The 15,528-nt window shown below is 38.6% G+C and carries 12 protein-coding genes; 10 read left to right on the top strand and 2 right to left on the bottom strand.

The window, feature by feature from the left end; translation table 11 throughout:
* Positions 1 to 94: 94 nt before the first annotated feature.
* A complete protein-coding gene (gene adeS / locus F981_RS10585; protein WP_004721352.1) occupies positions 95 to 1,186 on the bottom strand; it encodes a two-component sensor histidine kinase AdeS in 1,092 nt (363 codons plus the stop codon).
* On the bottom strand, positions 1,176 to 1,907 hold the full coding sequence (gene adeR / locus F981_RS10580; protein WP_004721351.1) for an efflux system response regulator transcription factor AdeR: 732 nt from the start codon (positions 1,905 to 1,907) through the stop codon (positions 1,176 to 1,178). Before adeR ends, adeS begins: the two co-directional genes overlap by 11 nt.
* Positions 1,908 to 2,043: 136 nt before the next feature.
* Here adeR and F981_RS10575 point away from each other — a divergent pair, with 136 nt between their 5' ends.
* The 10 genes from F981_RS10575 (at position 2,044) to F981_RS10530 (ending at position 15,486) form a co-directional block, all read left to right on the top strand.
* On the top strand, positions 2,044 to 3,288 hold the full coding sequence (locus F981_RS10575) for an efflux RND transporter periplasmic adaptor subunit (protein WP_004721349.1): 1,245 nt from the start codon (positions 2,044 to 2,046) through the stop codon (positions 3,286 to 3,288).
* Positions 3,285 to 6,401 carry an efflux RND transporter permease subunit gene (locus F981_RS10570; protein ID WP_004721347.1) on the top strand — a complete coding sequence of 1,039 codons (3,117 nt, stop codon included), beginning with the start codon at positions 3,285 to 3,287 and terminating at the stop codon, positions 6,399 to 6,401. The genes F981_RS10575 and F981_RS10570 overlap by 4 nt, the downstream gene beginning before the upstream one ends.
* Positions 6,402 to 6,904: 503 nt before the next feature.
* Positions 6,905 to 7,762, top strand: coding sequence for an energy transducer TonB (locus tag F981_RS10565; RefSeq protein WP_004721345.1), 858 nt, complete (start codon positions 6,905 to 6,907; stop codon positions 7,760 to 7,762).
* A gap of 41 nt (positions 7,763 to 7,803) precedes the next feature.
* On the top strand, positions 7,804 to 8,400 hold the full coding sequence (locus F981_RS10560) for a biliverdin-producing heme oxygenase (RefSeq protein WP_004721344.1): 597 nt from the start codon (positions 7,804 to 7,806) through the stop codon (positions 8,398 to 8,400).
* Between the two features lie 31 nt (positions 8,401 to 8,431).
* Positions 8,432 to 8,857 carry a YbaN family protein gene (locus tag F981_RS10555; protein ID WP_004721341.1) on the top strand — a complete coding sequence of 142 codons (426 nt, stop codon included), beginning with the start codon at positions 8,432 to 8,434 and terminating at the stop codon, positions 8,855 to 8,857.
* A gap of 17 nt (positions 8,858 to 8,874) precedes the next feature.
* Positions 8,875 to 9,312, top strand: coding sequence for a Fur family transcriptional regulator (locus F981_RS10550; protein ID WP_004721340.1), 438 nt, complete (start codon positions 8,875 to 8,877; stop codon positions 9,310 to 9,312).
* A gap of 277 nt (positions 9,313 to 9,589) precedes the next feature.
* A complete protein-coding gene (locus F981_RS10545; protein WP_004721334.1) occupies positions 9,590 to 10,111 on the top strand; it encodes a sigma-70 family RNA polymerase sigma factor in 522 nt (173 codons plus the stop codon).
* Positions 10,112 to 11,125, top strand: coding sequence for a FecR family protein (locus F981_RS10540; protein ID WP_004721333.1), 1,014 nt, complete (start codon positions 10,112 to 10,114; stop codon positions 11,123 to 11,125).
* A gap of 263 nt (positions 11,126 to 11,388) precedes the next feature.
* Positions 11,389 to 14,523: a TonB-dependent receptor gene (locus F981_RS10535; RefSeq protein WP_004721330.1), complete on the top strand. Its 3,135-nt coding sequence runs from the start codon at positions 11,389 to 11,391 to the stop codon at positions 14,521 to 14,523.
* Positions 14,524 to 14,724: 201 nt separating this feature from the next.
* On the top strand, positions 14,725 to 15,486 hold the full coding sequence (locus tag F981_RS10530; RefSeq protein WP_004721329.1) for a Slam-dependent surface lipoprotein: 762 nt from the start codon (positions 14,725 to 14,727) through the stop codon (positions 15,484 to 15,486).
* The last annotated feature ends 42 nt before the right edge of the window (positions 15,487 to 15,528 follow it).

Here is a 15,528-nt window from a genome sequence, read left to right as displayed (position 1 = left end):
TGTTATCTGTCTATAGTTGTTGATAGTTGTCAATTTAAAACAGATGAGTTGAATGTTTGTTTAAATGAGTCGATTTTATACTTGGATGTTGATCTCATATTTTATTTAAATTATCGGGCTTAAATAAAATACTAAAACAACTTCCCCCTAAAGCTTGTGACTTGGAATATTCAATCCGACCTTCATGCGCGATCATAATTGCATTGACAACAGATAGACCTAAACCACTGCCACCATTCTTCTTGCCTCTGGATTCTTCAAGTCGATAAAACGCATCAAATATAAAGGGGATATGCTGATCTGCAATACCGGGTCCTTGATCTTCAATGGTTAAAACCAAACCTTCTGATTTTTTTTGGGTGCTAATCCGTAAAATCCCTGCCTGTGCATAACGAATTTCATTTTCAAATAATGCAATTAAGATCTGTTCAAGCCGTTGTCGGTCAAAAAAGCAGGCTTGATCTGATAAATTGGTTTCGATGACTAATTTTGCTTGATCAAAACGGTCTTGAAGTAAGTTTACAGATTGTGTAATGACGTCAGATAGACAAACTGACTCTAGGTTAAGTCGAAGTTGTTGATTATCCGCCAGACTTAGGGTTCTTAGATCTTCGATTAAAAATGACAACTGCTCAACTTGATTGAGTAAATTTTTTAATAGGGCTTTATCTGGGGTAAATATATCGTCAAGCACGCCTTGTAAGCGACCTTGTAAGATAGTCACAGGTGTTCTTAATTCATGTGCAATTGCGGCATTCCAAATAGATGCATTGTTGACTGAGATTTCCAGTTTTTCTGCCATACGATTAAAATCATTGATCATCTTTGTGATTTCAGCGACAGAAGAGGGATTGTCCAATTGCGCTCTTACGGAAAGATTGCCCAAACTAATTTCTCTTGCTGCAATGGCTAAAGAATTTAGCGGGGCGATAAAGCGTTGCGCTAATTTTAATCCTAAATAAACAGAAGTTAATGAACCGCATAAAGTCACCAGTAAAATCCAAGTGAGATCAACAAAATTAAATGACCAGTCTTCGGAATTTAACTGTTCTAGCGAGACCAATTTAAACTCGATGGCAACAAAATAAGTCAAATAGCCAAAAATCAAGGAAAAACAAGTGGTCAATAAGCTCACTTTGGCCATGGTGATAATCAGCTGGCGGCTAATTCCGATATTATTTTTCATCATTTTGCCTTAAACGATAGCCAACACCACGGACATTGATCAGTAAGTCAGTTTGATGATGATCTTCCAGTTTTTTACGTAATTTACTGATATGACTGTCTACAGTACGCTCTAAGGCATCACCATCAGGCAAGCAATGGTTCATTAATTCTGATCGGGTAAAAACCTTGTAGGGCGCTTGCGACATCAACGCAAGGATCTTAAATTCCGTTAAGGTAAGGTTTAACAGTGCTTTCGAATGTTCTTTGATAATGTATACACAAAGTGTTTCTGTATTAATTTCAATTGATTTAAAGCTAATGATTTGGGCTTTCGCCTGAGATGACATTGCACTTCTTCTCAATACGGCTTCAACTCTGGCAATAATTTCATTTGGATTGAATGGTTTTACCACAAAGTCATCAGCGCCGATTCTAAGTGCTGTGACTTTATCCACTTCTTGATCTAATGCAGTCAGCATAATCACAGGGGTTTGTTTGGATTGACGAATATGATTTAAAACTTCCCAACCATTTAAGATCGGCAATTTCACGTCAAGAATCACCAGATCAATCTGTTGCTGCGCATGTATTTCGATGGCTTGCTGTCCATTAAGTGCTCTAAGCACATTGAAGCCATTTTTTTTCAGATAATGCTCCACAATATCGCCGATATCATAATCATCTTCAACGACTAAAATTTGTTTACTGGCTGGATCAGACGCAAAAGAAATATTGCCCATTGCTGGATACTTTAAAATGGATATAACACCATCATAATTTATTTTTAGTGGCTATATCCACACAATCTCCACACTTTGGTGATGCTAAGTACACAAATATTGCCAATAATCGTCATATCTAGAACTCTGGGTGCAGATGATGCCTAAGCCTTATTTTTTTATTATTTTATTGGTTGTTTTAAGTGGGAGTGCGTTAACTGGATGTAATCGCTCAGGAAATGCTGAAGCAGAACAAGCACAGCAGGCTGCGCCAGCCAAAGTCAGTATTTATACCGTTCAACAGCAAGATATTCATTTGATTGAAAATTTACCTGCACGTGTACAAGCTTATCGAATTTCAGAAATTCGCCCACAAGTTGGCGGAATTATTGAAAAGGTGCTGTTTACCCAAGGCAGTGAAGTTAAGGCTGGACAACCCTTATTTAAGATCAATTCGGAAATTCTTCAAGCAGATGTCAATAGTAATCAGGCTTTATTGGCAAAAGCACAGGCAGAAGTGGTGCGTCTAAAAATCCAACAGGAGCGATATCGACAACTGCTTCCTTCCAATGCCATTAGTAAACAGGAATTTAATAATACGGAAGCCGCTTATCAACAGGCTTTGGCTGAAGTTGCTCAAACCAAGGCAGCATTGGCACGACAAAATTTAAACTTACGCTATGCGACTGTACGCGCCCCGATTTCAGGTCAAATTGGTAAGTTGCTGGTAACCGAAGGTGCATTGGTCAGCACCAGCGATACCAATCCAATGGCTTTGGTGCATCAGTTAGATAAAGTCTATGTTGATGTTAAACAATCAATTTCTGAATATGAGCAATTGCAAGATCGTTTGAATGATGGTTCGTTATTACAACGTGGTGGTGCTGATGTCAGCATATCCAATAGTCAGGGTAAATTGTATCCAGTGACTGGAAAGATTTTATTCTCAGATACCAGCGTAGATCCTAATACGGGTGATGTCACCATCCGTGTGGAAGTAAATAACCCTCAACGGAAATTATTGCCAGGGATGTATGTCAGAGTTGGTTTAAACAGAGCATCACAACCCAATGCCTTACTTGTCCCTGAGCAAGCTGTGCAAAGAGATATTTCAGGTCAAGCACAACTGATGATTGTAAAAGCAAATCAGACTGCTGAAACACGTCCAGTGAGTTTAGGGCAGTTATATAAAGGTTTCTATGTGGTGAATAGTGGAATTAAAGCAGGTGAAAAAGTCATCGTTGAGGGGCATGATCGAATTCAACAGCCAGAACAGCCTTTAAAAATAACCCAGTGGAAGTCGCAATACTCAACCGATGTTGGGACTTTACAAACGCAAAATAAGGGCAGTGATCAAAGCACTGCAGGTCAGTCTTCTCCGAATACAGGAGAAAAATTATGATATCGCAGTTCTTTATTAAACGGCCAATCTTTGCTTGGGTAATTGCACTCTTTATTATTCTGTTTGGTGTCTTAAGTATTCCAAAGTTGCCGATTTCTCGTTTTCCTTCAGTTGCACCACCTTCGATTAGTATCTATGCAACTTATCCGGGAGCAACACCAGAAACCTTGAATGATAGTGTTGTCACCTTGATTGAGAGAGAGTTATCAGGAGTAAAGAATTTACTTTATTACAGCGCCACCTCTGATGCCAGTGGTCAAGCGAGTATCACCGCCACATTTAAACCGGGGACTGATCCAGAGTTGGCTCAGGTAGATGTGCAAAATAAACTAAAGTCTATCGAACCGAGATTGCCACAATCTGTTAGACAGCAAGGTCTGATTGTTGAAGCGGCATCTTCTGGATTTCTGATGATGGTCGGAATTAACTCACCAAATGATCAATTTAAAGAAATTGATTTAAGTGATTATTTGGTTCGAAATGTGGTTGAAGAATTAAAACGGGTTGAAGGGGTTGGACGTATCCAATCTTTTGGATCTGAAAAAGCCATGCGTATTTGGATAGATCCAAACAAACTGGTGTCTTATCAGCTGTCGATAAAAGATGTCACAAATGCCATTCAAGCACAAAATACGCCGATATCTCCGGGAAGTGTCGGGAGTTTGCCTGCTGTCCAAGGACAGATGATTACACTGCCATTAACGGCTGAAGGACAATTAAGTACAGTCGAAGAATTTCAAAATATTACTTTGCGCGCCAATCAGAGTGGCGCACAAGTCACACTGAAAGATGTTGCACGGGTGGAGCTTGGTGCGCAAACCTATAGTTTTTCTATTTTAGAAAATGGAAAGCCAGCAACCGCTTTGGCGATTCAAATGAGCCCAGGCGGGAATGCGGTTAAGACCTCTGAAGCGGTCAAAGCAAAAGTTGAGGAGTTGAGCAAGGTTTTACCAAAGGGGATGCAATATTCGATTCCTTATGATACTGCGCCGTTTGTTAAAATTTCGATTGAAAAAGTAATCATGACTTTGCTGGAAGCAATGGTGTTGGTTTTCCTTGTTATGTATTTATTTTTACATAACATTCGTTACACCTTGATCCCTTCAATTGTTGCACCGATTGCACTTCTGGGCACATTTGCAGTGATGTTGATCAGTGGTTTTTCGGTCAATGTTTTAACCATGTTTGGTATGGTTTTAGCCATCGGTATTATTGTCGATGATGCGATTGTGGTGATTGAAAATGTGGAACGTATCATGGCAACGGAAGGCTTATCACCTGTTGATGCGACTTCTAAAGCAATGCAAGAAATTACCAGTCCAATCATCGGGATAACCTTGGTACTGGTGGCGGTTTTTTTACCGATGGCCTTTGCCAGTGGTTCGGTAGGGATTATCTATAGACAATTTACCGTGACCATGGCGGTATCCATTGCATTCTCAGCATTTTTAGCACTGACCTTAACCCCTGCACTTTGTGCAACCTTGTTAAAACCGATTGAAGCAGATCATCAGAAAAAAGGCTTCTTTGCGTGGTTTGATCGCTTTTTTGACCGCGTCAATAAAAAGTATGAAGCAATTTTAGTGAAATTGTTGAAACACATTTTTACTGTGATGATTGTATTTGTTGTTCTGACAGGTTTCTTAGTATTTGCGTTTAAATCGATCCCAACTGCTTTTTTACCAGAAGAAGACCAAGGCTCATTTATCACCTCATTTCAATTGCCTGCAGATGCCAGTCAAGAGCGGACATTGACCATTGTAAAATCGTTTGAGGAACATTTAAAAAGCAGAGAAAGTATTAAGGAAAATGTTTCTGTACTTGGGTTTGGCTTTAGTGGTTCTGGTAATAACACAGCCATTGCCTTTACAAATTTAAAAGATTTTAAAGACAGAAATACCTCCGCTGCAGATGAAGTTAACGCTGTAAATGCGGCAATGGCAGAAAGTGCAGAAGGTACGATTATGTCTGTTTTACCGCCTGCAATTGAAGAAATGGGAACAACTTCGGGCTTTACTTTACGTTTACAAGATCGCGGTAATCTTGGAATGCAAGCTTTGAATGAGGCACAAGCGCAGTTGATCGGTCTTGCAGCAACCAGTAAAAAACTGGCTTATGTTTATCCAGAGGGTTTACCGCCAGGTAGTAATGTCGATTTAAAAATTGATCGTAATAAGGCAGAAGCTTTAGGTGTGAATTTTGCTGATGTGACAGATACCATTTCATCTTCAATGGGCTCAATGTATGTCAACGATTTTCCAAATCAGGGACGAATGCAGCAAGTGATTGTTCAAGTCGATGCTGATTCACGGATGAAAGTCACTGATATTCTAAATTTGAATGTGGTTAACAAGACTGGAGCACTGGTTAAACTCTCTGAGATTGTTACACCTGTGTGGACACAGTCTCCGCAGCAATACAATCGCTATAATGGACGACCATCATTGAGTATTGCAGGGGCAGGCGCAGAAGGGGTTTCTTCAGGGGTAGTGATGAAGGAAATGGAGCGACTGATTGAGCAATTACCAAAAGGAATTGGTTATGAGTGGACAGGGCAATCCTTGGAGGAAAAACAGTCAGAAGCGCAAACCAATTTCTTATTGGCATTGTCAATGTTAGTGGTTTTCCTCGTCCTTGCCGCACTCTATGAAAGCTGGTCGATTCCATTGTCGGTGATGTTGGTTGTACCTTTAGGTATGATTGGTGCAGTGGTTGCGGTATGGATCCGAGGAATTCCCAATGATATTTTCTTTAAAGTGGGTTTAATTACCATCATTGGATTATCTGCAAAAAATGCCATTTTGATTGTTGAATTTGCCAAAATGCTAAAAGAAGAAGGAATGACTCTGATTGAAGCCACTGTTGCGGCTGCCAAACTTCGTTTAAGACCGATCTTGATGACATCCTTGGCTTTTACCGCTGGTGTGATTCCATTGGTGATTGCTACAGGCGCAAGTTCTGAAACTCAACATGCGATTGGTACAGGGGTTTTTGGTGGTATGGTCAGTGCGACGATACTTGCAATCTTTTTTGTCCCAGTATTTTTTGTGTTTATTCTCAGTGCTGTTGAGAAATTACGTGGCAAAGCTTTACCTGTACGTAAACTGCCTTAAGCGCTCTGCGTTAAGCTTTTAATTTTTAGTCTTGTGTTTTGTAGAGGATAAGCATTTGTTCTCTACAATATTTCTAAGCCATCCATCGCATTTATTATATGCATTTATTTGGATGCCTAATTTTTCTTCCTATTATTTTTATCTCGTATTGTTTTCTTTAGATATACAGGTCATTTCTTTTAACTGCATTATTTATATAAGTTTATTTTTTACATTTAAATAAATACGTTCAGTGGCCCACTGTTTTATCGTCAAATTACCTCTTCTAAACCATTCTTATTTACATTTAATTACATTTCTCATTAGGCATTTTTGCCTTCTCATTCGTCTATATAGATAAAGGCAATGTTTTTTAAATTCACGGCAATTGATCTGATAGACGAAGCAGGAAGGATTCATGAACAGTACAACGCAATACAATAGATTGAGCAGACAAGAAAAGCACAGGGTTTTATTCAGCACTCAGCAAATGCGCTACATTTATTTGCGCTGTATCTAAGCCTATGTCTGCTGTAATTCTCGCTTCAAATGATAAGCAAAAATACTCTACGTTTTGTGGGGTAGTGATCAGTCATATATTGTTGTTATGGTCTTTGTCTTATTTAAAAACAGATGTTCGTATTGAATCACATTCACCTGAAAATGCGATTCAAATTCGTTTTATCAGCTTGAACAAAACCGATGTTGTACAACAAAGCAGTACAAAGCTGCAGATGGCATCAGAGCAAGCTGCAACGCAATCAAAAGCACAACCTCAATCTACAGTAGCAACAGCGGTACAACATCAACAACAGGTCAAAGTGATACATAGTACTGAGTCAAAAAAGTTGAAGATGGATCAAACAACACAACAGACAACGAAAACACAAGAAAAAAAACTAACCGATCAACAGACGGAAAGTAAATCTGAATCAAATCGTCAGTCAACACAAACATTCACGGAAACAAAATCATCTGCGAATACTGAACAGACTGCTTCAGGTCAGTCAAATGAGATAGCCAAACGTGCAGGTGGTGAAGCAGGCAAAGACAATAAAAAAGAACAAAACGCTGCCTCTACTTCTCAACCACAGCAACCGCTTCCCGTGAGTCGGGTCGATGTACTCAGCTTTGGCAAGCTTAATTACGATGATCGCGAATTGCAAAACCAGCAGCGCTTGTTGGTTCTCACCATCAAAATCAATCCTCAAGGGCAGCCGATAGATGTCAGAGTAAAGCAAAGCTCAGGTATTAGTAGTTTGGATGAAAGAGCTATACAAGCTGCACAAAAAGCAAAATTTAAACCACATATTGTCAATGGTGAAGCATTGGCAATCGTGGTGGATTTTCCCATTCGGCTTAAGCTTGGTCGTAATCGCTGATTGGATCATTAAACAATGAAAGGGTTTATTTAGGAGTTTTTATGAACGCATCAACAGAAAAAGTGATCAGCAGTAGTTTAATGCAACGCTTGAAACAAGAAACACTGGCAGAGCATGAACGTATGGAAATTTTAATGCAGCAATCAGGCGCGTTTGAGAGTAAAGAGAATTATGCGCAATTCACCCTGTCGCAATATTATTTTCAGAAAGATGTTGAACATCTTTATCAAGATTCACAGGTTGAACAATTGATTCCCGATTTAGATGTGCGTGGGCGTTCCGATGCAGCTTTACAAGACTTGGCTGATTTAGGTTTAACGCCTCAGCAGCAGGGTATTGCAACAGATGAAATTAGTTTTCCACAATCTTTGGGCTGGATTTATGTTTCAGAAGGTTCAACCTTAGGCGCAGCATTTTTACTCAAAGAGGCTCAGGCTAGATTTGGCTTTAATGCTGATTTTGCTGCACGTAACTTAGCAGCATATCCAGAGGGTCGTGGATTAGTGTGGAAGCGTTTCAAGCAAACCCTAGATGATGCAAATTTTAGTTTAGAGGAACAGCAATTGATTATTGAGGGGGCTATGCAAGGCTTTCATCGTTTTGGTGAACTTTTAGCACAATTAAAAACACTGAAATAAATAATTGATGATGGATAAAGGAAATCAAGCAATGAAGCAAACGGGGTCAGAGACCAATCTAAATACCAGTATTTCTATGTCGGAGCCGAGATTGGCGAAGTCATGGTTGGTTCGCTGGATCTGTATTGCACTGGCGGGGTTATGTCTGGTCTTAGGGACGATCGGTTTGGTGGTTCCTGGTTTGCCTACGTTTGATTTTTATTTTCTTGCGACGTTGTTTGCTGCAAAGGGTTCACAGCGAATGCATCAGTGGATTGTTAATAATAAAGTCATTGCTCCAATTTTACAGCAATGGCAACTCAAACGAACTTTACCTGTAAAAGTAAAACTATTTTCTTTGGCCAGTATGAGTGTGGCTGCTGGAATTTTAATTTGGACTGTGCCTCATCCATGGGCAGTAGGGACCATTGTTTTGATGATGGTTTGTGTGCAATTGTGGATGTGGTTAAAAGCATAAATGAGGATAATCTCAGGATGGAAATCTTTGAATATTATAAAAATACTGAAGAACTTAAACGCTTGCTGTTGCAAGCAAACTTAAAAGTAACCACAACACGATTAACTTTACTGAATATTTTAAGAAATGCACAACGAGAGCTGACAGCAGCCGAAATTTTGTATAGTCCAGATTTAAAAGTGAAAAAATTATCTTTTGCTGGTGTCTATCAAACCCTGAAACAGCTTGTTAAAGCAGGATTGTTGGTTAAATTTAAGCTGGGCAGTGAACAAGCATTATATTCATTCAAGGGAAGTCAAACCAATATGAGAATATATTGTAAAAAGTGTAGTCAGTTGCAACAAATTAATGATGAGGCTTTAGAGCAGCAAATTCGAGGACTTATTTTAGAACATGGTGCAAGTTCATATCATCTTGTTATAGAAAAACCCTCTTGTCCTTATTGTAGTCATTAAAACAACATGCCAAAGGGTAGATTATTTTATGATAAAAATATCCATAAATAATAAATCGGAATTTAAACTGAATGATAACCAAGATATTGAGGTTCAATGGGCATTAACTATTGATAATTTAACTTTATTTTTTAAGTATATTAAATGATCAAATAGAACATAAGGATGTACATAAACTAAAAAATAATCATATATACGGGGATTTTCTCTCAGGGTGTCTTGACATTTAAATGATAATTATTATCATTTAATAGACCATCAAAGAGTTGATCCTATTGTGAACAAAAATCCTGCATTTGTAGATCAATTGTACCGTAATCACCAATCTTGGTTGCATCAATGGCTTAGAAAAAAAGTAGGCAATAGTGAGCAAGCTGCAGATTTGGTACAAGATACGTTTATTAAAATTCTGCAAACGCGTGATGAACTTTTTGGAGTAAAAGAACCTCGTGCATATCTGGTGACCATTGCTAGAAATTTAATGATTGATCAGGTGCGCCGTAAGCGCATAGAGCAAGCCTATCTGAATGAATTAAGTCAGATGGAATATATGCTGGATACAATTCCTTCGCCAGAAGATCAACTTCAGGTTGTTCAAGCGATTGACCAGATTTGTCAGGCTTTGATACGCGTCTCTGAAAAAGCACAGCAAGCTTTTGTGCTACATTATTTTGAAGGTTTAACCCATAAAGAAATTGCAGAAATCATTGGTGTTTCAACAAAGATGATTCAAAAATATCTAGCAACTTGCCTTGTGCAATGCTACGCACTGAAACAAGAGAAGGATTTGTTTGAGTAAATGATTGAAGAAGAGAAGAGTAAGCAACAATTAATCGAAGAAGCAGCGGAATGGATTGTGCTGCTGAGTACCGATGATGACTTACTCAAAAGAACAGCGCAAACAGATTTTGATGCTTGGAAAAGCAAGAGTCCACAACGCCAAAAAATTGCTCAAGATATCGAGCAATATATTACTTCGATTCAAAAACTGGTACAGACTCCACAACAACAGAAAATGACCCAATCTGTCTTAAAAACAGGTTTGCATAGTGCCCGTAAGCAAAAAAATATGCGCTATGGTGGAATTTTAACGGTGATATTGTGTTGTGTAGGGGGTATTTATAGTTATTTTATTTATCATCCAGTGTCATATCTAACCGCTGATATTAAAAATCATGCGGGAGAATGGAAAACCCAAACCTTAGCAGACGGTTCACAACTTAAACTCAGTGGTCAGAGTGCGGTTAATCTGGACTTCTCAGCAAATCAGCGTGTTGTGGAGTTGGTTCAAAGGGAAATATTTGTAGATGTGGCCAGAGACAAAGCCCGTCCTTTTATTGTCAAAACCCAACATGGTCAAATTGAAGCATTGGGAACTGCATTTAGTGTTCAATATCAGCCAGATGCGACTGGGCTTAAAATGCTACATTCCAAAGTGAAAGTTCAGTCCTCGAAACAAGAGTTAGATCAAACCAAAGCATCTTCTGTGATTGTGACAGCAGGGCAAGAAGTCATACTTGATCGAAATGGTATACAACCTATACATACTTTTAATTTATACAATGAACAGCAGAAATGGAATCAACGGCATTTGATTGTTGAAAATATGTCTTTGTCAAAAGTGCTAAATGAGCTGAATCGAAACAGCAAAGAAAAAATTATATTTAACGCTGCTAAGTTAGAGAAAATTAAGGTCAATGCTGTATTGCCTTTAGATCATACCGAAAGTGCATTGCAATTATTAAGCAGTGTATTCCCTCAGCTAAATGTCTATCAAATCACCCCATATTTCACAGTTGTGACTTTGCAATAAACAGCATGATTTAAGCACTTGGTTTGAATCATGCTGTTTAGCTTTAAATTAGGCCTAAAATTTATATCGTTTTTTACTAATTGTTTGATAAATATAATTAATAATAAAATTAGAAAAATAAAAGATAGATAATTTAAATTTATTTTGAATAAATGGTTCCACTTTTTCAATTCTGAAGCGTCATAGTAAGTAGAAGCAAATATTAGGAATACATTTAATTTAATACATTGAATGATTCTTATTTACATTTACTGGGGCGTAAAATGAGTGAAGCTGTTTGCGGTCAAAAGCATCCAAAATATTCTTTCAAAGTGACATCATTGGCATTGGCGATTCATCTCGTTTGTGTGGGTGTAGCAACAACAGTCGCGACACAAAGCACTTATGCGCTCAGTACAGAAACGCAGTCATATCATATTCCAGCGGGTTCACTTGCCAGTGTTCTGAATACCTTTGCCGAGCAAGCGGGGACCTCGATTGCAATTGATGCAAATCAGCTTAAAGGTAAACGTAGCTTAGGTTTAAGCGGACAATATAATTTAGAAAACGGCTTTCAACATATTTTAGCAGCAACCGAGTTTACTGTGGTGAAAGTTGGAAATGGCTATATATTGAAGCATGTGGATAAAGCTGAAATTAGACCCATTCCAGTACAATCTCAGCCGATGATAGCTGATCAAGAAAATGTCGTACAACTTAGCCCAATGACTGTTTTTGGCACTGTCAGTCGCGATACAAAAGGGCAGAATGATGTTTATGATCAAGATATTTCTAGCGTCTATGCCAGCAAAGAGCAAATAGAACGATATAAAGGCGCTCAGCCAGCAGACTTATTCAAGGGAATGGTCGGAGTATACAGTGGTGATGCCCGAAACAGTGGTGCTTTAGATCCAAGTATCCGTGGTGTTCAAGGGCCGGGCCGTGTTCCTGTCCTTATTGATGGGACAGAACAGGCACTCACTGTATGGCGTGGTTATAACGGTGCGAATAATCGGAGTTATATTGACCCTAATTTAATCGGTGGGTTACAAGTCATTAAGGGGCCTTCCATCACACGCAATGTAAATACAGGTGTGGGTGGTGCGGTCGTTATTCATACTCTAGCTGTAGATGATGTTTTAAAGGAAGGTAAAAATTTTGGTGGGGAGATAAAAGTAGAAACCAGCAGCAATGCAGTGAAACCTAGAGAACCACAATTACTCACAGGTCAAAGCATTTATGATAATCCAAATTATCCAGCTACAGGAACGGACTGGCAAGGCAATCCAGTGTTCGAGCCTTATTATGATCCATCCTTATTTAAAGTAGCACGTCAGAATAAAGAAAATAATATTTATTCAGGCGATGATGTTGCAACACGTATTGCTTTGGCGGGACGTAGTGATAATTTTGAAGTTTTGGCTGCTTATGCTTATCGTAATAAAGGCAATCACTTTGCAGGAAAAAATGGCAGTGATTTTTATGATAAACCTGCCACAGGACGATTTAATTACGTTCCATACCTTGCCAAAGTTTACCCAGGAGGTACAGAAGTTCCCAATACATCCCTTGAAACAGAATCTTATTTGTTAAAAGCGGCGTGGAAACCCACAGATGAACAGCGTTTAGAGTTCGGTTATCGGGACAGTTCAATCATCAATGGAGAAATTTTACCTTCACGAATTGCTTGGGGTGAAGTCGTCAAAAATAAAGCAGGGGTACCACAATGGCCTTTAAGTCATATCGACTCTAAAGCCTATAATATGGAATACAAATATCAACCTCAAAATAATAATTTAGTCGATTTCTACGGCAATATTTGGCGGACTGATACCAAGAGTCATACCTATAGTTCAGGTGGATTTCCCAATGATACCAATGCAAACTTGGGTGTTTTTGTGAACAGTGCTACCGCAAACTCAGACAATACTCGTCAAGGAATGACCCTAAGTAATAAGTTTAAATTGCTGTCTAATCTGGGCTTAACTGTTGGGGGGAGTTTTCAAAAAGAAAAACTTAGTTCGGATGATATTTATAAAGACCCGAATATTAACGGAACAAATTCGGGTTATAGGATGTTACCGAGAGCAGGTCGTCGAGAAGAAAAAGAATTTAATTTTAACTTTGACTATCAACCTGTCTCATGGCTGAATTTAAACGCAGGTGCAAGATATCAAAACTATTGGGCCTTTGATGATTTTCTTAATGAACGAGTCAATGCGGGTGATCCCCAGTTTAGCCTGATTAAAAAAGCCACGGCATTAAGTATGACTTATTTTACTAAACGCCCAAATATGACACCAGAACTTGAACAGCAAACACGAGAAAGTATAGAGGCTCTTGCTTTAGCGGAAGGTTGGACTGATGAGCGCAAGCAGGCTCGAATTTTAAGTCGAATTTATCAGAAATCTAATAAAATTGATTACAAAATGGATAACCGTGGAAAATTAACCATTGCCAATAATCCCTTTTTAAATGGGACCTTAGTACAAGGTCGGGATTATGGATATTATTCTGGTAGTGGCATTCCTAGCGGTTATGAAGATATTGACTTAACAAAAACAGGTGTGCAAAAAAGCAAAGATCATGGTTGGACACCGACAGCTTCAGCAACGGTTAATTTTAGCCCCAATAGTCGAATGTATTTACGTTATAGCGAAGCTTATAGAATGCCAAGTATGTTTGAAAGCACGATTGGGTTTTCTGGAACCTTAAGTGGTTATAAGTTACAACCAGAGCATGCATCAAATTATGAACTTGCCTATGTTCATAATCTATCTGAGTTATTTAAAAACAGTAGTTATGCAGATATTAAATTGGCTTATTACTATAACAAAACTAAGAATGCGATTGAGCGTAGTCCAACTTTGGCATTTAGCAATGTCGATAGCCTTACCACAGAAGGATTAGAACTGCAAAGTCGCTTTGACAATGGGCGTTTCTTTACTGACTTAAGTGCCAATTATCGTTTTAAAAATAAAGTTTGTGATGAAAACTCAGCGATGCTTTTAGGGGCGAGCCACCAGTTTTTATTAAATCGTTGTGTTGATGATGGATTTGTAGGCGGATATTTAGTCAGTATGGCAACCCCAAAATATTCAGTGAATTTAACACTTGGTGGACGATTCTTTGATCAAAAACTTGAAGTCGGAACTCGTGCGAGCTATCACCATAAGTATGAAAATCCTGAAACTAAAAACTATAACGATATAGAGATGAGTTATTACGCCAATACCCCTTTGGCATGGAACTCAATGACCATTGTGGATGCTTATATCAATTATCGACTTAAACAAGACACCTTATTTGAACTGGTGGGGACTAATCTCACTGACGAATTCTATATTGATCCATTAACTCGTTCGGCAATTGCAGCACCAGGTCGAACATTTAAGCTAAGCATTACCCATAAGTTTTAAGGAACTTAGAGGTAATTAACCGAATTTATTGCACACCAAATGCAATAAATGTGTGGAAAATAAGACACGTACTCCTTGATTTTACACTTGAATTTAAATATTAAAATCAGTGCAGCACATGTTTTATTTTAATGATAATCATTAAGACTTTTGTTTTTATTCTTAATGATAAAACTTTAAACTCAAATCGAGGAACTTAAAATGAAACTTCAATCTTTCTCATTGGCTATTTTACTATCTGTTGGTTTAGTCGGTGTTGCACAAGCAGCTGTTGTAGGTGAATCAAGTGATATTGGTAACATTGTAGTTGGTTCTACAGGTTCACTTGGACCGACTCATCCAAACTCAGGTGTTGGTTTTGGTGTTAACACTCTTTATAACGGTGCAATTGTTGCATTCTCAGGTTTTAATGGCTATGCAGATGGCAATGGTGTTGTACGTCTAAGCCCGTACTTACCTGGGCTTCCAGCGTCTCATGCTGGGATTGGTTATGCTAACTATAAACAAGTGCCTACACAAGACGTCTGGTTTGGTGAGTGGAATGCCGAAGCCAAAGATGCCAGCGGTAAGCGTTTAGGTACGGTTGATCCAGCAACACACACTGTTTATTACAATGGTAAAGATGCAGATACCAGCGTACCGTCTACAGGTACTGCAAATTATAGTGTTCAAGGTGTCAATAATTATAATGGCTCTAATTTATTGTCAGGTACTTTTACTGCTAACTTTGCAACCAAACAGTTAACGGGTTCATTGAGCGATAGTTCACGTACCTTTAATTTGGGTACTGCAACAATTAATAACGACGCAACGATTAGTGGTTCAAATGCATCTTGGACGACTAATCCGTCAGCTGGTGCAGGGACAGTTTCAGGTCAATTCTATAATAGCCAAAGCAGCTTAGCTGGAATTGCAACATTTAACAATAATGTGCATGACGTTGCTTTTGGTGGAAAAAAATAATGATTTAAATGAGAAAGGCTTACTTCGGTAAGTCTTTCTTTT

The sequence above is a fragment of the Acinetobacter guillouiae CIP 63.46 genome (genome assembly GCF_000368145.1).
In the GTDB taxonomy this organism is placed as follows: domain Bacteria; phylum Pseudomonadota; class Gammaproteobacteria; order Pseudomonadales; family Moraxellaceae; genus Acinetobacter; species Acinetobacter guillouiae.
Note: the sequence above shows the minus strand (reverse complement) of the source record. Positions and strands in the feature narration are given on the sequence as shown.